Here is a 21116-nt window from a genome sequence, read left to right as displayed (position 1 = left end):
AGCATGTTCAAGGTTCGCGTGATCCCCTGTCTCGACGTGAAGGACGGCCGGGTGGTCAAGGGGGTCAACTTCGTCGACCTGCGCGACGCCGGCGATCCGGTGGAGGCCGCGATCGCCTATGACGCCGCCGGCGCCGACGAGCTCACCTTCCTCGACATCACCGCCACCCATGAAAACCGCGGCATTATGCTGGACGTGGTGCGGCGGACCGCGGAGGCCTGCTTCATGCCGCTGACCGTCGGCGGCGGGGTGCGCACCGTCGACGACATCAAGACCCTGCTGCGCTCCGGTGCCGACAAGGTCTCGATCAATTCCGCCGCCGTCAGCCGCCGCGAATTCGTCAAGGAAGCCGCAGAGAAGTTCGGCGAGCAATGCATCGTGGTTGCGATCGACGCCAAGCGGGTCAAGCGCCCCGGCGGTTCGGACCGCTGGGAGATCTTCACCCATGGCGGGCGCAAGGAGACCGGGATCGACGCCATCGAATATGCCCAGGAGGTGGTGGCGCTCGGCGCCGGCGAGATCCTCTTGACCTCGATGGACCGGGACGGCACCCGCCAGGGTTTCGACCTGCCGCTGACCCGGGCGATCGCGGACAGTGTTCCCGTACCGGTCATTGCCTCCGGCGGCGTCGGCAATCTCGACCACCTGGTCGACGGCGTCCGTGAGGGTCACGCCACCGGCGTGCTGGCGGCCTCGATATTCCACTTCGGCGAATTTACCATCCGCCAAGCCAAGGATCATATGGTGCGCGCCGGCCTGCCGATGCGCCTCGATCCGTAGCGCGTGATTTGGGACTCCTTGTCACAAAAGTGCTAAGTCCCCACCTTGGGGATGGCACCCTGTCGGTGCCGGCGCTTGTGCTTGAGTTGAGTTGATGTCGCGTTTCACGGTCCATGATCTCGCCGCCACCATCGATGCCCGCGCTGAGACGGGCGGGGAGGCGTCCTACACCCGCAAGCTGCTCGACAAGGGCGCGGAGCACTGTGCCAAGAAGCTGGGCGAGGAAGCGGTCGAGACAGTGATTGCCGCGATCGAGAACGATCGCGATCACCTGATCGCCGAGAGCGCCGATCTCGTGTTTCACCTGCTGGTCCTGTTGAAGTCACGTAGCGTGAAGCTGGAAGATGTCGAGGCGGCGCTGGAGAAGCGCACGTCGATGTCCGGGCTGGAAGAGAAGGCGTCGCGCAAGCGCGACTAGCGCATGATCCGGAACAACCGACAGCGGCGTTCCGGGAAGATCATGCGCCAAGCGAGGGATACGAGAGGGCCGCGTCATGGATGTCAGGGCACCTGAGCAACAGTACAATCCGTACCGGGTCTTCTCGCGCGAGCAGTGGGCGCGGCTGCGTGACGACACGCCGATGACGCTGGAGCCGGGTGAATTCGAGCGGTTGCGATCGCTGCACGACCGCCTCGACCTGAAGGAGGTCGAGGACATCTACCTGCCGCTGTCGCGGTTGTTGTCGATCTATGTCGATGCCACACACCGGCTCTATCAGGCGCAACGCCAGTTCCTCGGCATTCGTGACCGCAAGGTGCCCTACATCATCGGTGTCGCCGGTTCGGTGGCGGTCGGCAAGTCGACCACTGCACGCGTGCTTCAGGCGCTGCTGGCGCGCTGGTCGCCGCGGCCCAGGGTCGAAATGGTGACGACTGACGGCTTCCTGTTCCCGAAGGCCGTGCTCGAGGCGCAAGGCATCCTGCAGAAGAAGGGCTTCCCCGAGAGCTACGATCTGCCGATGCTGCTGTCGTTCCTGAGCGACATCAAGGCCGGGCGGCGGCCGGTGCGTGCGCCGGTCTATTCGCATCTCACCTACGACATCGTGCCGAACGAGTGGACCGAGGTCGACCGCCCCGACATCCTGATCGTTGAGGGCGTCAACGTGCTGCAGACCGGACGGCTGCCGCGTGACGGCAAGGCGGTGCCTGTCGTCTCCGACTTCTTCGACTTCTCGGTCTATATCGATGCCGAGGAGCCGGTGCTGCGGCAATGGTATGTGAAGCGCTTCCTGGCGCTGCGCGACACCGCGTTCACCGACCCGCGCTCCTACTTCCACCGCTACGCGCTGCTGTCGGACGAGGAAGCGACCGCGACCGCGATCGCGATCTGGGAGCGGACCAACCGTGCCAATCTCGAGGACAACATCCTGCCGACCCGGCCGCGGGCGACGCTGATCCTGAAGAAGGGCGCCGACCACTCGGTGGAAACCGTCGCGCTGCGGCGGCTGTAGTTCTCGTGGCATTGCGAGTAGCGGAGCGACGAAGCAAACCATCTCTCCGCGTGCGTCGCCATGGATCGCTTCACTCAGCTCGCAATGACGATTGGTTAGATCGCGCCCTAGGCCGCGAGATGCCGTGACGCGGCCAGCGCCGCCAACGCCTCTTCCAGCTTCTCGCGGTCGAGCGGCTTGATCAGGAAGCCGTCCATGCCGGCTTCGAAGCAGGCGTAGCGATCTTCCACCAGCGTGTTGGCGGTCAACGCCAGGATCGGCGTCCGCCGTCCGCCTTGTCCGGCTTCGAGCGTACGGATGCGCTTGGTGGTTTCGACGCCGTTGAGGCGTGGCATCTGGATATCCATCAGGACGAGATCATAGGGCGTGCCGGCGGATTTCGCCGACAGCCAGGATTCCAGAGCCTCCTCGCCATTGGTGGTGATCGTGGCCTTGTGGCCGAGCCGGCCGAGCAGCGAGCGCATCAACAGCGCGTTGATCTCGTTGTCCTCGGCGACCAGGATCGAGAGCCCCCGCTTCGACGGCGCGGCCTGCGCCATTGCGGGGGCGGCCACGGCCAGCGCCTCGATCGCAAGGCTGGGCGCTGCGATCTCGGGCGATGCGGTCAGACGCGCCGCGAGCGAGGCTGCGCGCAGCGGCTTGACCAGATAGCCGGTAAAACTTGCGGCCGGGGAGCCAAGCAGCTCCTGGCGCTTCGCCGGCGTGAACATCACGATCCGGTGCGTGGCATGGGTGCGGGCCGCGTTGGCGAGCGTTTCCGTCGCCGCGGTGCCGAGCGCATGGTCGATCAGGATCGCGTGCCAGGTCCGTTCCGGCAGCAGCGCCTCGGCGACCTCGGCATCGGCAACCATGCAGGTCTGCGCGCCCCAGCGCTCCAGCCGACGCGAGATCAGCGAGGTCTCGATGCTCTGCGGCGCGACCAGCATGATCGACTGGCCCGCAAGATCCGGCGCCGCGAACGTCTTGGCCTCGCCATCGCCGTCGGCTCCGAGCGGGATGGACACCTCGAATGTCGAGCCCGCGCCCGGCGTGCTGGCGAGCGCGATCCGTCCGCCCATTCGCTTGACGATGCGATCGCTGATGGAGAGGCCGAGGCCTGTGCCGCCATAGCTGCGCGCGATGCGCTCGTCGGCCTGCTCGAATTCGCGGAAGATGCGCTGCTGGGCTTCCGGCGCGATGCCGATGCCGGTGTCGCGGACCAGGAAGCTGATCTCGTTCGGCCAGATGCCGGGCTCGACGATCAGCGCGACGCCGCCTGACGCGGTGAACTTGATGGCATTGCCGGCGAGATTGAGCAGCACCTGACGCAGCCGCGCGGCGTCGCCGACCACCTGCATCGGCAGTCGCTCGTCGACATAGGCGGCGATCTCGATGCCCTTGGCCTGGGCGCGCGGCGCCAGCAATTCGGTGATGTCCTCGATCAGCGCCGACAGCGCGAAGCCGCGATGCTCGAGATCGATTTTGCCGGCCTCGATCTTGGAGTAATCCAGCAGTTCCTCGATCAGCGACATGAGCGCGTCGCCTGAGGTCTTGACCGCCTTGACGTAGGTCGTCTGTTCCGGCGTCAGCGCCGTATCCATCAACAGCCCGCTCATGCCGATGATGCCGTTGAGTGGGGTGCGGATCTCGTGGCTCGCCATCGCAAGGAAACGCGACTTCGCACGGTTGGCGGCATCCGCCTGGTCGCGGGCCTCGGCCAGCGCGCGCTCGCTCTCGGTGCGACCGGTGACGTCGCGGCCGACGCCCTGCATCTCCGCCGGGCCGCCGGCGTCGTTGCGCACGAGGCCCTCGCGCCACGCGATCCAGCGCGGACCGAGTGGCCCCTCGATCTTCTGGTCGTGGACGCGGGTGCCATTGGGTTCGAGCGCGGTAGCGCCCTGCTCGAGCACCTTCAGGGTGGCGGTGCTGCCGATCAGGTCACCGTGCGACATCTGCGCCAGCGCGCAATAGGCATCGTTGACATAGGTGATGCGGCCCTCGGCATCGCGCAGCACGATCAGATCGCCTTGCGCCTCGAACAGGTTGCGGACGCGCTGCTCCGCCTCCTGCAGTTCCCAGTTGCGGTCCGCCATCGCTTCATTATGCACGGCGATCGTGCGCAGCTTCTTGCGCATCAGCCGCAGGCGAATGCCCAAGGTCACGATCCAGAGGCAGGCGAGCGCGAACAGAAAGCTCACGCCGATCGCGAAGTTGTTGGGATCGTAGTTGCTCTTGTCCGACAGGGCGCCCGAGATGAATCCAAAGGCGCCGCCGAACGCGGCGCTGAATATCATGAACGAGCGGACGATGAGCGTGATCCAGGGATGGCGCCGGAGGAAGCGGCGCAGGCGCAACCTGATCCTGAAGAAACGCCCCATCAATGACGACCCTGAGATTGGTTGTGAGAGGCCGCTCAATGCGCATCCCCGTATCTGCTCAAGACGATGTGGTCGGTCACCTTGCAAAGTGCTTGAGGCTGGTGGCCGATTTGCGCTCCGCTGAGAACAGGGTTAGCAAAAGGTTAACGCCCACCTGATCCGGGAAGCGGGTCGCGGCCCAAAGCTAGAGCGACGCGGCTTGGAGGCGCCGATGGCTGCCGCGGGCGCCGACGATCAAGGCTGCGGCATCGCGCGCCGAAAACGTCCTCGACTGCACGAAGACGCGATAGTCGGACGGGCCATCATGCGACAGAAAGATCACGGGATCGGAGGCCGACGGATTGCGGGAGACCGTGATGAGTTGCGGCACCGCGTTGCCTTCGCAGGCGCCGGCCTCGGTGTCGTCGATGTCGTCGATCACGGTGAAGTCGGCCGCTTCCGCGCTGTCGGCGATCTGGACCCGGACGGTGGCGAGGCCTGGGTCGTCGGTGAAGCTGACGTGAGACTGGGCCAGCCAGGGGATCGAGGCGATCTGCATCGCCGCACCGCCAACCTCGATGCAGGGCCGCGGGCCGGGCAGGAACTCGGCACGCGCGAATACCGCGGCCACGGCCAGTGGGACCACCGAGGCCAGAATCTTGAAACGCAACATGACACAACTCGCTTCCAGCAAGCCCCGCAGATCGCGGCGCTTATGGTTTGCCGAGCGTAAATGAGAGTGGTTACTGTCGCGTTGACGTGGCGGACGTTCGGCGTCAAGCGGGACAAATCACGCCGCGCGGCGAAGGTCGTCGGCCAATGCACGATAGGACAGCGCTTCCGCGAGGTGCAGCCGGCCGATCGTCTCGGCACCGTCGAGATCGGCGAGCGTGCGCGCCACCCGCAGGACGCGGTGATAGCCGCGCGCGGTGAGGTGCATGGTCTCGGCGGCTTCGCGCAGCAGCTTCTGCCCTTGCGCATCGGGCTGCGCGATGGTCTCGAGCAATGCGCTCGGCGCTTCCGCATTGGTGCGGACATGCGGCATGCCGGCGGCGGCATAGCGCGCGAGCTGGATGCCGCGCGCCGCCGCGACGCGCGCGGCGACCTCGGCCGATCCTTCCGATGGCGGCGGCAGGATCAAATCGGCGGCGGTCACGGCCGGCACCTCGATCCGCAAGTCGATGCGGTCCATCAGAGGACCCGAGATCCGCATCTGGTAGTCGGCGGTGCAGCGATCGATCGGTGCATGCCTGCAGGAATAGCCGGGCTCATAGGCGTGGCCACACCGGCACGGGTTCATCGCCGCGACCAGCATGAAGCGCGCCGGATAGGTGACGCGGTGGTTGGCGCGCGACACCGCGACCTCGCCGTTCTCCAGCGGCTGGCGCAGCGAATCCAGCACGCGTGGATCGAACTCCGGCAGCTCGTCGAGGAACAGCACGCCCTGATGGGCAAGCGAGATCTCGCCGGGCCTGGCGCGCGTGCCGCCGCCGGTCAGTGCGGCCATGCTGGCGGAATGATGAGGTGCGCGAAACGGGCGCCGCGCCGTCAACGCGCCGTCGCGGATTTCGCCGGCGACAGAGGCGATCATCGACACTTCGAGCAGCTCCGACGGCGACAGCGGCGGCAGGATCGAGGGCAGCCGCGCCGCGAGCATCGATTTGCCCGCGCCCGGCGAACCGATCATCAGCAAATGATGTCCGCCGGCGGCCGCGATCTCGAGCGCCCGTTTCGCGCTCTCCTGGCCCTTGATGTCGCGCAGGTCCAAGAGCGCCTCCTCGCGCTCATGCACCTTCGGCTGCGGGCGTGACAGGACCTGCGTGCCCTTGAAGTGATTGGCGATCTGGATCAGCGATTGCGCGGCGATGATCTGGATGTCCGGGCTCGCCCATGCGGCCTCCGAGCCGCAGGCCGCCGGGCAGATCAGCCCCTCGTCGCGCGAATTGGCGCCGATTGCGGCCGGCAGCACGCCGGCGACTGGCGCGATCGAGCCGTCGAGCCCGAGCTCGCCGAGCACGGTGAAGCCGTTGAGCGCATCCGGCGGGCAGCCCGAGCGCGATCGGCAGGTCGTAGTGGCTGCCTTCCTTGGGCAGATCGGCGGGCGCGAGGTTGACGATGATCCGGCGGGCCGGCAGCGCGAGCCCCGAGGCGATCAGCGCCGAGCGCACCCGCTCCCGCGCCTCCGACACCGCCTTGTCGGGAAGTCCGACGATCGCAAAGGCGGGTAGCCCCGGCGCCACCTGCACCTGGACGTCGACCGCGCGGGCCTCAATCCCCTCGAAAGCGACGGTGGAAACGCGCTGGACCATGCTGCCCCTTCATTCCGAAAAGGTAGCGGAACTGGCCGGCCAGCGCAAGAACAATACGGGAACAGAAGCGCGTTGGCGTCGGATAGGTGCGGCGCGAGGGTCGTCAACCGTCAGGGAGGCCCGCGGCACGCAGCGCGTTCGCCTCGGCTTCCAGCAAGGCCTCGTCCCGGCGGAACTGTGTGTTCAGCCAGTTCCGCACCGTGAAGGTCGGTCGAACCGCGTGCAGTCGCTTTGCGGTTTCCTTCGCCAACTCCGGCTGATCCGTTTGCTGATAAGCGATGACGAGATCGGTCAGTCCGAACCCGGATGAACGTGCGTCGAAGGCCTTGAACGCGGAAATAGCCTTCTCGAACTGTCCGGTCAGACGGTAGACGTTGCCAAGATGGCCGAGGTAATTGGCGGGATAGTGTGGGCTGAGCATCATCGCTTTCTCGATCAGCGGCACGGCCTCATGGGCATACCCCGCCGATGCAAGCACGAAACAGGCCAGGACCGCCGCGTCGGCTGAGCCGGGAGCCACCTCGACGGCTCTGCGCGCGTGCAGAACGGCATCATCGAATTGCCCCTGTATCATGTGCGCAATACTTGCGGCGGTGTGCGCGTCCGGATTGTCGGAGTCGAGCTGGAGCGCCTTTGCGGTATACGCCCAAGTTTTCCTCAGGGCAGTCGAGCGATCGTCCCACCAGCCAAAGCGCGCATCGGCGCAGTGGGCGAACCCGACCATCGCATTGAGCGGCGCCGAGGACGGATCCAGCGCCAGGGCTTTTTGCCACAGGGCAAGGGCCCGACCCATATTGTCTTTTGAGACCGCCTGCCGGTAGAGGGAAAGCCCCTGCGTCCATAGCGACCAGGCTTCCACGTTACACGTCGTCGTGTAGTGCAGCCGTGCTTGCTCACCTTCCGTGAGCTTGACTTGCATATCCGTGGCAAGGACGAGGGTGATTTCGTCCTGGATCGCAAAGATGTCCTCAACAGCGCGGTCGTACCGTTCGGCCCAGATATGCGAGCCGTCCTTGGCGTCGATCAACTGGGCAGTAACTCGAATGCGATGCCCGGATTTGCGCACGCTTCCTTCGAGCACGTAACGGGCGCCGAGCTGCTGCGCAACTTCGCGAACGTCGACCGACTTTCCCTTGTAAAGGAACGTGGAATTGCGGGCGATGACCCGTAATCCAGCAAGTTTCGAGAAGGTCGTGACGATGTCCTCAACAAGGCCGTCACAGAAATAGTCCTGTTCGGCGTCGCCGCTCATGTTCTGGAACGGAAGGACGGCGATCGATGGCGTATCGGAGGAGGAAGGGGAGACGGACTCCAACGGCCCCGCAGACCTTCTGCCCAGATCGATGCTGTAGACTCGGATTGGACGCGGGATATTCTTGAGACGCGTCTCCCCGCGATCAACGAACGTTGCATTCACCTTTCCGCTCACCTGTCGCCAGGCATCTTCGGAAATGGAGATGCCGCCGGGCGCGGCGACACTTTCCAACCGTGCCGCGATGTTGACGCCGTCGCCCATCAGATCGCCGTCGGCTTCTTCAACGACGTCACCGATATGAATGCCGATCCGAAAGTCGATGCGCTGGTCTGCGGCCACACCGGTATTGCGCTCGACCATGACAGTCTGGATTTCGACCGCGCAGCGCACCGCGTCCACAGCACTGCGAAACTCGACGATGGCGCCATCACCCGTCCGCTTGACCACTCTCCCGCGATGGACGGCGACTACGGGATCGATCACCTCACTGCGCAGCGCGCGCAACCGTGCCAGCGTACGATCCTCATCTATCGCGGCAAGTCGGCTGAAGCCGACGACGTCGGCGGCAAGGATGGCTGCGAGTTTTCGCGTTTCGCTCACGGCTCCAACCGCTCAACCAATGCGCTGCCCCGTGGCCTCTCTCGAAATCGAACAATCCCGCCATGGGGGACGCAGATTACCAAAATGGGCGCACCGGGTCGATGTGCGCCCGCGCCTGGTGCGGTCTGCCATTGAGAAAATCAGCCGGTCGGCGCCCCAGCGATCTTCCGGGTTAATTGTCAATCTCTGAAGATCGGATGGCTAATTGAGCCCAGATCAAAGGGATGTCACTTAAGCAAATGATGTCCGCCTGCGGCGGACGCGATCTCGGGCGCGCGCTCGCGCCGCGCGCCCGGCTCACGTGGATCCGGGTCGAGGCTGATTTCGAACTGTGAATTGGGCGGTCTCTGTGCCGCAACCGAGATTTTGCAGCATTACGCCTGCGGGCGCCGGTGCTACGCGGCGCCCGGAAGCTGTTTCTTTACAACGACATCTGCATCGGTTCGGGGTAATAGTGGAACCCTTCGCCGATCTTGGCGACATGGCCATAGCCGGGCCAGGCGAAGTGGTAGGACATCACCGCGGTCTTGTTGGCCGCGAGCATATCGAGCAGCTTCACCCGCGTCGCCGCCGCCTGCTTCGGGTCGGTGTCGTAGGAGAATTCCATCCGCGGCTTCTCGAGCAGGAGCACCGCATGGTGCGAGAGGTCGCCGAGGAAGCAGAACGATTTGCCTGAAGACGTCACCATGAAGATGGTGTGGCCCACGGTGTGACCGGGCGCGGCGATCGCCTGCACGCCGGGCAGGAACTCCTGGCCGTCCTTGAAGAACACCAGGCGGTCGCGGATCGGCATGAGATTCTTGCGCGCGTGGATGACGAAGTCCTTCAGCGGGCTGCCGAGCTTGCCTTCATCGGTCCAGAAATCGAAATCGCTCTGGGCGATGTAATACTGCGCGTTCGGGAACAGCGGCTTGCCGTCTTCACCGACCACGCCGCCGATGTGATCGATATGTGCGTGCGAGAACACCACCGCGTCGATCTGCTCCGGCTTGATGCCGGCTTCTGCCATGCTCTTTTGCTGGCGGCCGGTGGTCGGGCCGAACGCCTTCGACGTGCCCATGCCGGTGTCGAACAGAATCAGCTTGTCGCCGGTGTTGACGATCGGCGAATTCTGCTCGAGCACGACGTTCTCGGGCGAGAGGAAGTTGTCGGAGAGGATCTTCTTCACTTCATCGTCCGGCACGCCGACGAACGTTCCTTTGGGAGGGCCGAGCGGAAGCGGACCGTCGGACACGACCGTCACCTCGGCATCGCCGAGAATGAAGCGGTGCCAATAGGGAGTTTGCGTGCCGAGCTTCGGAGCCCGCGCCAGCGCGCTGCCGCCGAACATGGCGCTGGCGCCGAGGCCGGCACCAAGCGCGAGCAAGGATCGTCGTGAGACATTGAGCGTCATACGTCTTCCTCCACGGTTCTTTTGGGATTTTTCGCGTTGTCGCCCGCGCTGATCCGCCGCTTGACCTGTCGCGGGTGCACGCATGCTGCGCCCGCCCGCGGAAGCTGGCAAGTGGAATCAGATTCCGTGAAGTGCGCACAGTAGAAAAGACTCTACTGTGCAACGCAGAAGGGAACGCCTATTTCGCGGCGCGCTTCGCTTCGATGGCGTCCCAGATCCGGGCGGCGATATCCGGGCCGCCGAGCCGTTGGACCGCGCGGATGCCCGTGGGCGAGGTGACGTTGATCTCGGTGAGGTTGCCGTCGATCACGTCGATGCCGACGAACAAGAGCCCACGCTCGCGCAATGCAGGCCCGAGCGTCGCGCAGATTTCGCGCTCGCGCGGGGAGAGTTCAGTCGCCTGCGCCGCGCCACCGCGCACCATGTTGGAGCGCAAATCGTCGGGCGCCGGCACGCGGTTGACGGCGCCGGCGAATTCTCCGTCGACCAGGATGATGCGCTTGTCGCCATGCTTCACCTCGGGGAGGAAGCGCTGAATCACCCATGGCTCCTTGAAGGTGACCGAGAACATGTCGAACAGCGAGCCGAAATTCATGTCCTGCGGCATGACGCGAAACACGGCCGCTCCGCCATGGCCGTGCAACGGCTTAATGACGACGGCGCCATGCTGATCGCGGAATGCGTTGATCTCGTCGAGATCGCGCGAGATCAGCGTCGGCGGCATCAGCTGCGGGAAATTCATCACGAACAGCTTTTCCGGCGCATTGCGCACGCTGGCAGGATCGTTGACGACCAATGTCTTGGGATGAATGCTCTCGAGGAGATGCGTCGAGGTGATGTAGGCGAGATCGAACGGCGGGTCCTGCCGCAGCAGTATGACGTCGAAGGCGTTCAGCGGCTCGCGCTTCGGCTCGCCCAGCGCGAAGTGGTTGTCGACATCGTCGCGCACGGTCAGAAGCTGCACCGGCGCCACCAGCTCGCCGCCGCGCAGCGACAGCTTGTCCGGTGTGTAATAGGAAATGCCGTGGCCGCGCTTCTGCGCTTCAAGCAGCAGGGCAAAGGTCGAATCGCCGCGGACGTTGATGCGCGCGATGGGGTCCATCTGGACGGCGACGTTCAATTTCATGAGGCGTATCCCGCGGGGTCTGGAGAAATTCTTAAGGGCTTGCGTCGAATGCTGCTAACAGATGGCGCGGCAGGCGCTTCGGCGCAATCAGGACGGCATCGAATCTGAGATCAAATTCCGCATGCTCGGGATGCGCCATCAGCCAGGCCTGCGCGGCATCAATGATGCGCTGCTGCTGGCGCGGCGTCACCGCATAGGCGGCGTCATCGAGGCTGGCACGGGCCTTGACCTCGATGAAGGCGATCAGATTGCGCCGGCGCGCCACCAGGTCGATCTCGCCATAGGGCGTCTTGAAGCGTTTTGCGAGGATGCGGTAGCCCTTCGCCATCAAATAGGCGGCGGCGCGGCTTTCGGCCGAGAGCCCGGTGCGAAACGCGGCGACGCGTTCGGGAGAGGCGCTGTCAGTCTTGGCCATCGTCGCCCCTGAGGTCCTTGACTAGATCCTTGGCGAGCTCCAGCGCACGGGCATAGACCTCGCGGCGCGGCCGGCCGGACAGTTCGACGGCATGCGCAACGGCATCCTTGACGCTGCCGCCTGCGAGCTGCGCGCGCAACAAATCATCGAGTGCGTCCTCGGCCATCACGCCGGCATTGTCCGCCGGCGGGCCAACCACCAGCACGAACTCGCCGCGCGTTTCCAGGCCGCCCGCGCGCGCGGCGAGCTCGGCGAGCGGCGCGCGCTGGATGTCCTCATGCACCTTGGTCAGTTCGCGGCAGATCGCGGCGTCGCGCGTGCCCATGGCGGCGGCGAGATCGCGCAAGCTATCCTGTACGCGATTGCCGGATTCGAACATCACGAGCGTTGCATCGATCCGGGCGAGCTCCGCAAGCCGGGTGCGCCGGGCGTGCTCCTTCGCCGGCAGGAAGCCTTCGAAGAAGAACCGGTCGGTCGGCAGCGCCGCCACCGACAGCGCGGTCAACACCGACGACGGTCCCGGCACTGCGATGACCTGGTGCCCGGCAGCGCAGACCTCGCGCACCAGCTTGAAGCCCGGATCGGAGATCAAAGGCGTGCCGGCGTCCGAGACCAGCGCGATCGAGGCGCCCTGCGCCAGCCGCTCCAGGATCCTTGGTCGCGCCTGCGCGGCATTGTGTTCGTGATAGGGCTTCAGCTCGGCCGTGATCGCATAGCGCTCGGTCAGGCGGCGGGTGATCCGGGTGTCCTCGCAGGCGATGATGTCGACGCCGGCCAGCGTCTCCAGTGCGCGCAGGGTGATATCGCCGAGATTGCCGATCGGGGTCGCGACCAGATGCAGCCCCGCGGCCGCCCTTGGCGCGGCAAGCAGTTGGCCCGCGATGGAAAAAGTTCTGTTTGCAGAACCCGCGGGAGCTTCGGAGCCGTATGGGGAACTAGCTTTTGGGCGCATAATGCCAATCTAGAGGGACGGCAGTGCTTACGCCACATCGGGAGGGGGTGTGTGCCGAAAGCATCGCTGTCGAGAAAAGTGAGCTCCGGCACTGGCGCCGCGAGGCCACAATCCTATTGTTTTGGTTAACTATTCGCCGACAATATGCCTGAATCCATCCTCCTCATCATGGTTGGATGGAGTCCTGGCCGATCACGGTCGGTCAAGAGAAGAGATACGATGGTGGGCCCGCATAACCGCAAGTCTCAGCCGTCGGGCGCAACCCGGCGGACGGCGCTTGGCCTTATCGTTGGCGCGCCGCTCTTGTCGGCCTGCTCCAGCGTGCAGCAGAGCCTCAGCCAGTTTTCCAACCCGTTCGGCGGCCAGGACGCCACCCCGTCCGGTCCGCCGCAGCAGCCGCAGGCTGTCGGGACCGGGCAGGTCAAGGTCGGCCTGATCCTGCCGCTGTCGGCGTCCGGCAATGCCGGCGTAGCGGCGCAATCGATGAAGAACGCCGCCGAAATGGCGCTGGCCGAGTTCCAGAACCCGAACATCCAGCTCCTGATCAAGGACGATGCCGGCAGCCCGCAGGGCGCGGCGCAGGGAACCCAGCAGGCGCTGACGGAAGGCGCGGAGATCATTCTGGGGCCGCTGTTCGCCGGCTCGGTGCCGGCCACCGCCCAGCTGACGCGCACCCGCGGGACGTCCGTGATCGCGTTCTCGACCGACTCCAGCGTGGCCGGCCGCGGCGTGTATCTGTTGAGCTTCCTGCCGGAATCCGACGTCAACCGGATCGTCGATTACGCCGCGGGCACCGGGAAGCGTTCGTTTGCGGCGCTGGTGCCCGACAACGCCTATGGCAACGTGGTCGAAGCCGCCTTCAAGCAGGCGGTCGGCCGCAAGAACGGCCGCGTCGTGGCATTCGAGAAATATGGCGCCGACCGCGCGACGGCGGCACGGTCGGTGGCGCAGGCGCTCGGCCAGGCCGATGCGCTCTTGCTCGCCGACGACGGTGATTCGGTGGTGGCGACCGCCGATGCGCTGACGGCGGCCGGCGCGAATTTGCGCAATACCCAGTTGCTCGGCACCGGGCTGTGGGACAATCCGCGGGTGTTCGCGAGCCCGGTCCTGCAGGGCGGTCTCTACGCCGCCCCCGATCCGTCCGGCTTCCGCAGCTTCGCCAACCGTTACCGCGCCAAGTTCGGCGGTGAACCGGTGCGCACGGCAACGCTCGCTTACGACGCGGTGGCGCTGGTCGCGGCGCTCGCGCGTACGCAGGGTGCACAGCGCTTTGCAGCGGAGACGCTGACCAATCCATCGGGCTTTGCCGGGATCGACGGTCTGTTCCGCTTCCGCTCCGACGGCACCAATGAGCGCGGCCTCGCGGTGATGAAGGTGGCGTCGGGCGGCGGCACCCCGGTTGCCGGCTCGCCGAAAAGCTTTGGCGCTTAGGCCGCGAGATCGGCAACAACAGCGTCGAGCACTGGAAAGCCTGACTTCGTCACCCGCAGCCGTCCGTCGGCATCGACAGCAATCGCGCCTTCCTCGCGCAGCGTTGCGATCCGGTGCGGATCGAGCGCGCGGCCGGAGAGCGCGGTGTAGCGCTTGGGATCGATGCCCTCGGCGAGCCGCAATCCCATCAGCAGGAATTCGTCGGCGCGCTCTTCGCTGTTGAGGCTGTCGTCGGTGACGACGCCGTGTCCGTTGGTCTCGACCCGCATCAGCCAGGCCTCGGGGCGCTTCTCCGTCGCGGTCGCGTGCCTGACGCCGTCGATGTCGAGGCGGCCATGCGCGCCGGGGCCGATGCCGGCATATTCCTCGCCGCGCCAATAGACCAGATTGTGCCGGCACTCCGCGCCGGCGCGGGCGTGGTTGGAAATCTCGTAAGCCGGCAGTCCCTCGCGCGCGCAGACCTCCTGCGTGACGTCATAGAGCGCGCGTGCCGTCGCCTCATCCGGTGTCTGCAGCTTGCCCGCGGCGTGCAGGCCGAAGAACGGCGTGCCCTCTTCGATGGTGAGCTGGTAGAGCGACAGATGCTCGGCGGCTTCCGCAATCGCCTGCTTCAATTCGGTTGCCCACATCTGCGGCGTCTGATCCGGACGTGCATAGATCAGGTCAAACGAGTAGCGGTCGAATGCGCTGCGTGCGATCGCGACAGCATCGAGCGCCTCGCGCGCGGTGTGCAGGCGCCCGAGCGCCTTCAGCGATGCGTCGTCGAGCGCCTGCACGCCGAGCGAGACGCGGTTGACGCCGGCTGCGCGATAGCCGCGAAACCGCGTCGCCTCGACGCTGGTCGGATTCGCTTCCAGCGTGACCTCGACGTTGCGCGCGACGGACCAGTGCTTGCCGATCGCGTCGAGCACCGCGCCGACGGTCTCAGGCTGCATCAGCGAGGGCGTGCCGCCGCCGAGGAAGATCGAGGAGACCTCGCGTCCGGGTATGCGCGAAGCCGTCGTCTCGATCTCGCGGGCGAAGGCGCGCACGAAGCGCTCTTCGTCGACGGGCGCATGCCGGACATGGCTGTTGAAGTCGCAATACGGGCATTTCGACAGGCAAAACGGCCAGTGCACGTAGACGCCGAAGGCTGCTCGTTCAGCGCGGCTCAAGGCAGATCTCCGCGAGCTTGACGAAGGCGCGGGCACGATGCGACAGGCCAAGCCCGAGCGGCGGCAGGCCGTGTTTTTCGATGCTCGTCATCTCGCCGAAGGTACGCGCGTGTCCGTCCGGCAGGAAGGCCGGATCGTAGCCGAAGCCGGCGGTGCCGCGCGGCGGCCAGACCAGGGTTCCATCGACACGGGCCTCGACCTCTTCGAGATGACCGTCCGGCCAGGCCACGCAGAGCGCGGAGACGAAGTGCGCCCCTCGCTTGTCCGGGGTGGTGGCGCCGCGCTCTTGCAGCAGGCGCTCGATCCGCGTCATCGCCGCCATGAAGTCCTTGGTCTCGCCGGCCCAGCGCGCCGAATAGATGCCGGGCGCGCCATCGAGCGCATCGACCACGATACCCGAATCGTCGGCAAAGGCTGGTAGTCCCGCGGCCTTGGCCGCCGCGATGGCCTTGATCGCGGCGTTGGAACGAAAATTGTCGCCGGTTTCCTCGGGCTCAGAGAGGTCGAGCTCGCCCGCCGACACCGCCTCGACGCCGTGTGGCGCCAGCAGTTCCCGCATCTCGGCCAGCTTGCCGGGATTATGGGTCGCAATGACGAGCTTTCCGGTGATTCGGCGGTGCATGGCCAATCTGACTACGCCACCGCGAGCTTTTGCAAGTCGACCAGACGCGCGACACCTTTGCGCGCGAGCGCCATCAGCGCCAGGAATTCGCTTTCCGAGAACGGCGTCTTCTCGGCGGTGCCCTGCACCTCGATGATGCGGCCATCGCCGGTCATGACGAAATTGGCGTCGGTCTCGGCCTCGGAGTCCTCGGCATAGTCCAGATCGAGCACCGGGGTGCCCTGGTAGATGCCGCAGGAGATTGCCGCGACGTTGTCGCGCAGCACGTTGGTCTTCAGCATGTTGCGGGCCTTCATCCAGCTGATGCAATCAGCCAGTGCCACCCAGGCACCGGTGATCGAGGCGGTGCGGGTGCCGCCATCGGCCTGGATGACGTCGCAGTCGACGGTGATCTGGCGCTCGCCGAGCGCTTCCAGGTCGACCGCAGCGCGCAGCGAACGGCCGATCAGCCGCTGGATTTCGACGGTCCGGCCGCCCTGTTTGCCCGCGGAGGCCTCACGGCGGGTCCGTTCCAGCGTGGCGCGCGGCAGCATGCCGTATTCGGCGGTGACCCAGCCGCGGCCCTGGCCCTTGAGCCAGGGCGGCAGCCGTTCCTCCAGCGTCGCGGTCACCAGCACATGGGTGTCGCCGAACTTCACCATGCAGGAACCCTCGGCATATTTGACGACGCCGCGTTCCAGCGACACGGGACGCAGTTCATCGGGTGCACGGCGGCTTGGCCGCATGGAAATCCTCCGAAAATCCGAGCGAAATGGCTGGCCGTGCTTGTAGGAGGGGGAAGGGGCAGCGGCAAGGGTTTTCGGCCCCAGGTTCCGGGAGCTGAATGCATGCTTGTCACCGGCCTCCGGGGCGGACAAATTAGGGGCAAGTGTGAGGGAGTGGAGTGTGGCTCACCACGATCCGATTGGCCTGATCGCGCCGCATGCGGGGCTGGCCCAGCTCAATGAGCGTTCGCGCGACATTTTTCGTCAAATCGTCGAAAGCTATCTGGCGACCGGCGAGCCCGTCGGCTCGCGCAATATCTCACGCCTGATCGCGTTACCGTTGTCACCGGCCTCGGTTCGCAACGTGATGTCGGACCTCGAGCAGCTCGGCCTGATCTATGCGCCACACACGTCGGCCGGCCGGTTGCCGACCGAGCTCGGCTTGCGCTTCTTCGTCGACGCCTTGATGCAGATTGGCGACCTCACCGAAGCCGAGCGGCAATCGATCCAGAGCCAGCTCGCCTCCGTCGGCCGCGCGCAGTCGGTCGAGGCGGCGCTTGGCGAAGCGCTGACGCGGCTGTCGGGCCTGACCCGGGCCGCGGCGGTGGTGCTGACGCCGAAGTCGAACGCGCGACTGAAGCACATCGAATTCGTCCGGCTGGAACCTGAAAAGGCGCTGGTCGTGCTGGTGGCCGAGGACGGCCAGGTCGAGAACCGCGTGCTGGCGCTGCCGCCCGGCGTGCCCTCCTCGGCCCTGATGGAAGCGACCAATTTTCTCAACGCGCGCATTCGCGGCCGAACGCTGGCCGAAGCGCGCCTCGAGCTCGAGACCGCGCTGGCGCAGAGCCGCGCCGAGCTCGATCAATTGACGCAGAAGGTCATCGCCGCGGGGATCGCGAGCTGGTCCGGCGGCGAGCACGAGGACCGGCAGCTGATCGTGCGCGGCCATGCCAATCTGCTGGAGGATCTGCATGCGCTCGACGATCTCGAACGCATCAAATCGCTGTTCGACGATCTTGAGACCAAGCGTGGCGTCATCGACCTGCTCGGCCGCGCCGAACGTGGCGAGGGCGTGCGAATCTTCATCGGCTCGGAGAACAAGCTGTTCTCACTGTCAGGTTCCTCGACCATCATCGCACCCTACAGCGATGCGGTGGGCCGCATCGTTGGCGTCCTCGGCGTGATCGGTCCGACCCGGTTGAATTATGCGAGGGTGATCCCGACGGTCGACTATGCCGCGCGCATTGTCAGCCGGATTCTGGGCGGCTGATCGGGCCTGGTTTCGTTTCATTTGACGCAGCTTCGGACGTGCGAAGAGGAGGCCGCTTTGCCCGGAAACGGCAGACGGCGCTTGATTTTCGTCGCCTAAAGCACGATATCCCGGCTAGCCAATCCCCAAGATTTGAACCGACGCGAGTTTTCGAGAAGGCAAACCATGACCGATCCGAACCGGGCGAATGACAACACCGAGAATTCGGCGCAGAGCGGCGAGCCTGTGGTCTCGAAGCCCTACATCATGCCTGACGAACCCGAGCAGGGGTCGGTGGAGGCGCTGACCAAGGAGGTCGCCGAGGCGCGCGACCGGACGCTGCGCACGCTGGCCGAGATGGAGAATCTGCGCCAGCGCACCAAGCGCGAGGTTGCCGACGCCAAGACCTACGGGATCACCGGATTCGCCCGCGACGTGCTCGAGATCGCCGACAATCTGCAGCGCGCCCTCGACGCGGTTCCGACCGAGGCCAAGGAAGCCGCCGATCCCGGCCTGAAGGCGCTGATCGAAGGCGTCGAGTTGACGGAACGTTCGCTGCTCAACGCGCTCGAGAAGAACGGCGTAAAGAAGTTCGATCCGATCGGCGAGAAGTTCGATCCGAATTTCCAGCAGGCGATGTTCGAAGTGCCCGATCCGTCAGTGCCGTCGGGCACCGTGGTGCAGGTCGTGCAGGCCGGCTACACGATCGGCGAGCGCGTGCTGCGCCCCGCGCTGGTCGGCGTCGCCAAGGGCGGCGCGAAGGCTGCCCCGGCCGCAGACATCCGGGCCTGATCGGCTGACGACGGCCAGTCCACGTCGCGAGACGAAGCGGACGTTACGCCTCGGTCGGCTTCTCATGGGCCTTCGGCCAATAGGTGCCGAAGCTCCAGAGATTGCCTTCCGGATCGCGGCAGATGAAGTCGCGGCTGCCGTAATCGGTATTGCGCAGCTCCATCTCGATCCGGGCGCCGGCTGCTTTCGCCTTCGCGTAGAGCGCATCGGGATCGTCGACGGCGACGTAGATCGAATCGGTGCGGCGGCCGGTCGCCTCGCCGACTAGACTAGCTTGCCATAGGCATCGTCGCGGCTCTGGCCGAGCATCAGCAGCGAGGAGCCATAGGCGAGCTCGGCATGATGGATCACGCCGTCACCGCGGTAGACGGCGTGCTCGGTGAACCCGAACGCTTCCTTGAGCCGGCTGATCATCGCGTTGGCGTCCCTGCAGCGCAGCGTCGGGAAGATACGGGGCGGTTCAATCTCGCTCGTCATGGTCACGCGGTCTCCCTGGCTGGTCGCTTGATCGCGTCACTATGCGCAGAGCGCCGCGTGATCGGCTTGAAGATTTGTTACCAGTGCGCCAGCGCGTCGTCGGAACGCACAAGCCGGCTGTCTCGCAGCGCCAACCGCCGCGCCCAGGCGGTCGGCGGCTCGCCGGCGAACTCGACGAACTCGCGTGCCAGGTGGGCCTGGTCGGAATAGCCGCTGTCTGCCGCGATCCCGGCCCAGCCCTGCGCCGCTTCGCCCTGCGCAAGCCGGCAGGCCTGATGGAACCGCATCATGCGTGCCAATGGCTTGGGTGCGAGGCCGAGCTCGGATCGAAAGCGCTGGACGAGGTGCTTGCGGCTCCAGCCGATCTCCTTCGCGAGAACGGTGATCCGCGCGGCGCCGGCCGAACGCGCCAGCCGGCGATAGGCGAATATGATCTCCGGGGATGGCATGTGGGCGATGCGGCCGAGAACGAAATCCTCGAGCAGGTCGAAACGGTGCTCCCAGCGTGTCGCAGCGCCAAGGCGCTCGCGCAACCGCTGGCCCTCGACGCCGAGCACGTCGCCGATAGCGACCATGCTCCCGGCCAGTTCGGTGACCGCGCCGCCGAAGAAGCCGTAGGCCCCGAGCGGCGTGAAATCCAACTGCACGCATTCGGCCCGGCCGTCGGACTCGATGTAGACCGGCCCCGCGTGCAGTCCCGCCGCGAAGCTCAGTTGGCGGTCCCTCGCGTCGGGCTCGCGTCCGAGCGCGATCAGGAACGGCGAGCCGAAGCTGATGATCAGCGGGACGATGAGCGGTGCGGCGTGACGCTGCGAGGACCAGCCCGGCGCCGTTTCGCGATAGCCGGTCATTCCGACGATCAGGCCGGCCAGGCGTTGCGATGGGGCGCGCCGCGCCAGCTCGAACTCGAATGGGGGCGCGATGCCAGCCATGTCGACCTCTCGCGAACTCCGCGCCTTACCAGCAATCCGTCGCCTGGATAGGCCTGACGCGGGCTCGGGTCATTGTGGACGCCCCCCAATCAACCGCGCGGTTGAATGCCGTCGCGCACGGCGCGAAAGCGCGGGAACGCCTTGGCCCAGCCGTCGCGCGGGGAACTGCCGATGATGCGCATCGAGGACTGCGAACCGAACCGCAGCCATTGCACGATGGTGACGGGTGTATTGTCCTTGCCGCTAACCGCGTCGATACGCGTCTCGTAGCCGGGCTGGCCGTCGATCCGGATCGGCTCGGACATGGTGATGCGTCCGTCGCGCACGCCCGGAATCGTGGTGGCGACCTGCTGGGCGAAGCGGCCGCGATCATCGGGCGATGCTGCCGTCGATGCAATGACGCCGAGGATCATGAAGGGCCTGGTTTCGAAGCCGGTCTTCTCGTCGCCGTCGGAGATGATCAACGCTGCGCCTGGCGCCACCATCCGGACATTCTTGAAATCGCTGAGTTCGGTGACCTTGAACGGCATCAGGCCAAGCTGCTCGTCGACCGGAACCTCGTTGCGGATGACGGCGGTGGCAAACATCTGCCGAACGGCGTCGTCGGTGTAGATCTTGGAGGCGTTCTCGGGCACCTGCACCGCGACATAGCCGGAGAAGGTCGGCCCGGGCAGGATCATGGAATACCGCCGCACATTGCTCGCGCCGTCCCGCGCGCTCTCCACGGTGTAATAGGCGAGCCCTGCCGGGGTCTCGAGGCTCTCCGGCTTGATGCCGCCGCTGCCGGCCGGATTGGCCTTGAAGGCACTGGCGACCTCGCCATAGGCGTCCGCCGGCAAGTCGGCGATCAGGACCCGCACACCCTGGTCCTCGGTCTCGAAGCCGATGAAGGATTTTGCGCGCACAAGGCCGACAAGCGGCTTCATCCCGACGCGCGCGCCCGGCGGAAACATCACGTCTGCCGCAAATGCAGAGCAGGTCGCGGCTACGAGCAAGGCGACCGCAGCAAGAACTCGAAAGCGTATCATTGAGGATCAACCGGGTTTGCTTGGAGGCCCTTCACTGGGGCCGGTGCAGGGCTGGGCGGGCCTCATTCAGTCGGCCCGCTTTTAGCGGTTTTGATGGCCCGCAACAGGGT

The 21116-nt window shown here is 65.8% G+C and carries 20 protein-coding genes and 1 pseudogene; 6 read left to right on the top strand and 15 right to left on the bottom strand.

What is annotated here, in order from left to right; all coding sequences use genetic code 11:
• Window positions 1-3: 3 nt before the first annotated feature.
• The 3 genes from hisF to coaA all read left to right on the top strand — a co-directional run bounded on the left by hisF (window position 4) and on the right by coaA (window position 2231).
• Window positions 4-780 carry an imidazole glycerol phosphate synthase subunit HisF gene (hisF, locus tag ACFFWD_RS23560; RefSeq protein WP_376969015.1) on the top strand — a complete coding sequence of 259 codons (777 nt, stop codon included), beginning with the start codon at window positions 4-6 and terminating at the stop codon, window positions 778-780.
• A 94-nt stretch (window positions 781-874) separates the two neighbouring features.
• Complete coding sequence (locus ACFFWD_RS23555; protein ID WP_376969013.1) at window positions 875-1198, top strand: phosphoribosyl-ATP diphosphatase; 324 nt, start codon at window positions 875-877, stop codon at window positions 1196-1198.
• A 76-nt stretch (window positions 1199-1274) separates the two neighbouring features.
• Window positions 1275-2231 carry a type I pantothenate kinase gene (coaA, locus tag ACFFWD_RS23550; protein ID WP_376969011.1) on the top strand — a complete coding sequence of 319 codons (957 nt, stop codon included), beginning with the start codon at window positions 1275-1277 and terminating at the stop codon, window positions 2229-2231.
• A 107-nt stretch (window positions 2232-2338) separates the two neighbouring features.
• Here coaA and ACFFWD_RS23545 read toward each other — a convergent pair whose 3' ends face one another.
• The 8 genes and pseudogenes from ACFFWD_RS23545 to rsmI form a co-directional block, all read right to left on the bottom strand.
• Entirely contained in the window at window positions 2339-4588 is a 2250-nt protein-coding gene (locus tag ACFFWD_RS23545) for a PAS domain-containing hybrid sensor histidine kinase/response regulator (protein WP_376969009.1), read from the bottom strand.
• A 184-nt stretch (window positions 4589-4772) separates the two neighbouring features.
• Window positions 4773-5240 (bottom strand): hypothetical protein, encoded by a 468-nt coding sequence (locus tag ACFFWD_RS23540; RefSeq protein WP_376969007.1) that lies wholly within the window; start codon window positions 5238-5240, stop codon window positions 4773-4775.
• 117 nt (window positions 5241-5357) lie between these two features.
• Window positions 5358-6876: pseudogene (locus ACFFWD_RS23535) on the bottom strand (YifB family Mg chelatase-like AAA ATPase).
• Between the two features lie 103 nt (window positions 6877-6979).
• Window positions 6980-8731, bottom strand: a complete 1752-nt coding sequence (locus ACFFWD_RS23530; protein ID WP_376969005.1) for an adenylate/guanylate cyclase domain-containing protein — start codon at window positions 8729-8731, stop codon at window positions 6980-6982.
• 421 nt (window positions 8732-9152) lie between these two features.
• Window positions 9153-10124, bottom strand: a complete 972-nt coding sequence (locus ACFFWD_RS23525) for an MBL fold metallo-hydrolase (RefSeq protein ID WP_376969003.1) — start codon at window positions 10122-10124, stop codon at window positions 9153-9155.
• 178 nt (window positions 10125-10302) lie between these two features.
• On the bottom strand, window positions 10303-11250 hold the full coding sequence (gene gshB / locus ACFFWD_RS23520; protein ID WP_376969001.1) for a glutathione synthase: 948 nt from the start codon (window positions 11248-11250) through the stop codon (window positions 10303-10305).
• 31 nt (window positions 11251-11281) lie between these two features.
• Entirely contained in the window at window positions 11282-11665 is a 384-nt protein-coding gene (locus ACFFWD_RS23515; RefSeq protein WP_376968999.1) for a YraN family protein, read from the bottom strand.
• Window positions 11652-12617: a 16S rRNA (cytidine(1402)-2'-O)-methyltransferase gene (gene rsmI, locus ACFFWD_RS23510; RefSeq protein ID WP_376968997.1), complete on the bottom strand. Its 966-nt coding sequence runs from the start codon at window positions 12615-12617 to the stop codon at window positions 11652-11654. Before rsmI ends, ACFFWD_RS23515 begins: the two co-directional genes overlap by 14 nt.
• Window positions 12618-12836: 219 nt before the next feature.
• Here rsmI and ACFFWD_RS23505 point away from each other — a divergent pair, with 219 nt between their 5' ends.
• The gene (locus tag ACFFWD_RS23505; protein WP_376968995.1) at window positions 12837-14048 is read left to right on the top strand and encodes a penicillin-binding protein activator; all 1212 of its coding nucleotides are present in this window, start codon (window positions 12837-12839) and stop codon (window positions 14046-14048) included.
• Here ACFFWD_RS23505 and hemW read toward each other — a convergent pair.
• The 3 genes from hemW to rph are packed head-to-tail and all read right to left on the bottom strand — an operon-like array spanning window position 14045 to window position 16549.
• Window positions 14045-15202 (bottom strand): radical SAM family heme chaperone HemW, encoded by a 1158-nt coding sequence (hemW, locus tag ACFFWD_RS23500; protein ID WP_376968993.1) that lies wholly within the window; start codon window positions 15200-15202, stop codon window positions 14045-14047. The two genes, ACFFWD_RS23505 and hemW, sit on opposite strands and share 4 nt — an antisense overlap.
• The gene (gene rdgB, locus ACFFWD_RS23495) at window positions 15189-15824 is read right to left on the bottom strand and encodes an RdgB/HAM1 family non-canonical purine NTP pyrophosphatase (RefSeq protein WP_376968991.1); all 636 of its coding nucleotides are present in this window, start codon (window positions 15822-15824) and stop codon (window positions 15189-15191) included. Before rdgB ends, hemW begins: the two co-directional genes overlap by 14 nt.
• 11 nt (window positions 15825-15835) lie before the next feature.
• Window positions 15836-16549 carry a ribonuclease PH gene (gene rph / locus ACFFWD_RS23490; RefSeq protein WP_376968989.1) on the bottom strand — a complete coding sequence of 238 codons (714 nt, stop codon included), beginning with the start codon at window positions 16547-16549 and terminating at the stop codon, window positions 15836-15838.
• Between the two features lie 160 nt (window positions 16550-16709).
• Here rph and hrcA point away from each other — a divergent pair, with 160 nt between their 5' ends.
• On the top strand, window positions 16710-17798 hold the full coding sequence (gene hrcA / locus ACFFWD_RS23485; protein ID WP_376968987.1) for a heat-inducible transcriptional repressor HrcA: 1089 nt from the start codon (window positions 16710-16712) through the stop codon (window positions 17796-17798).
• A gap of 165 nt (window positions 17799-17963) precedes the next feature.
• Entirely contained in the window at window positions 17964-18569 is a 606-nt protein-coding gene (gene grpE, locus ACFFWD_RS23480; RefSeq protein ID WP_376968985.1) for a nucleotide exchange factor GrpE, read from the top strand.
• Window positions 18570-18612: 43 nt separating this feature from the next.
• Here the strand turns inward: grpE and ACFFWD_RS23475 are convergent, their stop codons facing one another.
• The 4 genes from ACFFWD_RS23475 to ACFFWD_RS23460 all read right to left on the bottom strand — a co-directional run bounded on the left by ACFFWD_RS23475 (window position 18613) and on the right by ACFFWD_RS23460 (window position 21006).
• A complete protein-coding gene (locus tag ACFFWD_RS23475) occupies window positions 18613-18801 on the bottom strand; it encodes a VOC family protein (protein ID WP_376969389.1) in 189 nt (62 codons plus the stop codon).
• A gap of 32 nt (window positions 18802-18833) precedes the next feature.
• Window positions 18834-19046, bottom strand: a complete 213-nt coding sequence (locus ACFFWD_RS23470; RefSeq protein WP_376968983.1) for a VOC family protein — start codon at window positions 19044-19046, stop codon at window positions 18834-18836.
• Between the two features lie 77 nt (window positions 19047-19123).
• On the bottom strand, window positions 19124-19978 hold the full coding sequence (locus tag ACFFWD_RS23465; protein ID WP_376968981.1) for an AraC family transcriptional regulator: 855 nt from the start codon (window positions 19976-19978) through the stop codon (window positions 19124-19126).
• 89 nt (window positions 19979-20067) lie between these two features.
• On the bottom strand, window positions 20068-21006 hold the full coding sequence (locus ACFFWD_RS23460; RefSeq protein ID WP_376968979.1) for a hypothetical protein: 939 nt from the start codon (window positions 21004-21006) through the stop codon (window positions 20068-20070).
• Window positions 21007-21116 lie beyond the last annotated feature (110 nt).

Origin of the sequence: Bradyrhizobium erythrophlei (genome assembly GCF_042430365.1) — a bacterium.
Taxonomy (GTDB): domain Bacteria; phylum Pseudomonadota; class Alphaproteobacteria; order Rhizobiales; family Xanthobacteraceae; genus Bradyrhizobium; species Bradyrhizobium erythrophlei.
Note: the sequence above shows the minus strand (reverse complement) of the source record. Positions and strands in the feature narration are given on the sequence as shown.

What these genes read in the sequence shown, in the direction of transcription:
- hisF (WP_376969015.1), top strand. Translation starts at nt 4, where the DNA reads ATGTTCAAGGTTCGCGTGATCCCCTGTCTCGACGTGAAGGACGGCCGG.
- ACFFWD_RS23555 (WP_376969013.1), top strand. Translation starts at nt 875, where the DNA reads ATGTCGCGTTTCACGGTCCATGATCTCGCCGCCACCATCGATGCCCGC.
- coaA (WP_376969011.1), top strand. Translation starts at nt 1,275, where the DNA reads ATGGATGTCAGGGCACCTGAGCAACAGTACAATCCGTACCGGGTCTTC.
- ACFFWD_RS23545 (WP_376969009.1), bottom strand. Translation starts at nt 4,588, where the DNA reads ATGGGGCGTTTCTTCAGGATCAGGTTGCGCCTGCGCCGCTTCCTCCGG.
- ACFFWD_RS23540 (WP_376969007.1), bottom strand. Translation starts at nt 5,240, where the DNA reads ATGTTGCGTTTCAAGATTCTGGCCTCGGTGGTCCCACTGGCCGTGGCC.
- ACFFWD_RS23525 (WP_376969003.1), bottom strand. Translation starts at nt 10,124, where the DNA reads ATGACGCTCAATGTCTCACGACGATCCTTGCTCGCGCTTGGTGCCGGC.
- gshB (WP_376969001.1), bottom strand. Translation starts at nt 11,250, where the DNA reads ATGAAATTGAACGTCGCCGTCCAGATGGACCCCATCGCGCGCATCAAC.
- ACFFWD_RS23515 (WP_376968999.1), bottom strand. Translation starts at nt 11,665, where the DNA reads ATGGCCAAGACTGACAGCGCCTCTCCCGAACGCGTCGCCGCGTTTCGC.
- rsmI (WP_376968997.1), bottom strand. Translation starts at nt 12,617, where the DNA reads ATGCGCCCAAAAGCTAGTTCCCCATACGGCTCCGAAGCTCCCGCGGGT.
- ACFFWD_RS23505 (WP_376968995.1), top strand. Translation starts at nt 12,837, where the DNA reads ATGGTGGGCCCGCATAACCGCAAGTCTCAGCCGTCGGGCGCAACCCGG.
- rdgB (WP_376968991.1), bottom strand. Translation starts at nt 15,824, where the DNA reads ATGCACCGCCGAATCACCGGAAAGCTCGTCATTGCGACCCATAATCCC.
- rph (WP_376968989.1), bottom strand. Translation starts at nt 16,549, where the DNA reads ATGCGGCCAAGCCGCCGTGCACCCGATGAACTGCGTCCCGTGTCGCTG.
- grpE (WP_376968985.1), top strand. Translation starts at nt 17,964, where the DNA reads ATGACCGATCCGAACCGGGCGAATGACAACACCGAGAATTCGGCGCAG.
- ACFFWD_RS23470 (WP_376968983.1), bottom strand. Translation starts at nt 19,046, where the DNA reads ATGACGAGCGAGATTGAACCGCCCCGTATCTTCCCGACGCTGCGCTGC.
- ACFFWD_RS23465 (WP_376968981.1), bottom strand. Translation starts at nt 19,978, where the DNA reads ATGGCTGGCATCGCGCCCCCATTCGAGTTCGAGCTGGCGCGGCGCGCC.
- ACFFWD_RS23460 (WP_376968979.1), bottom strand. Translation starts at nt 21,006, where the DNA reads ATGATACGCTTTCGAGTTCTTGCTGCGGTCGCCTTGCTCGTAGCCGCG.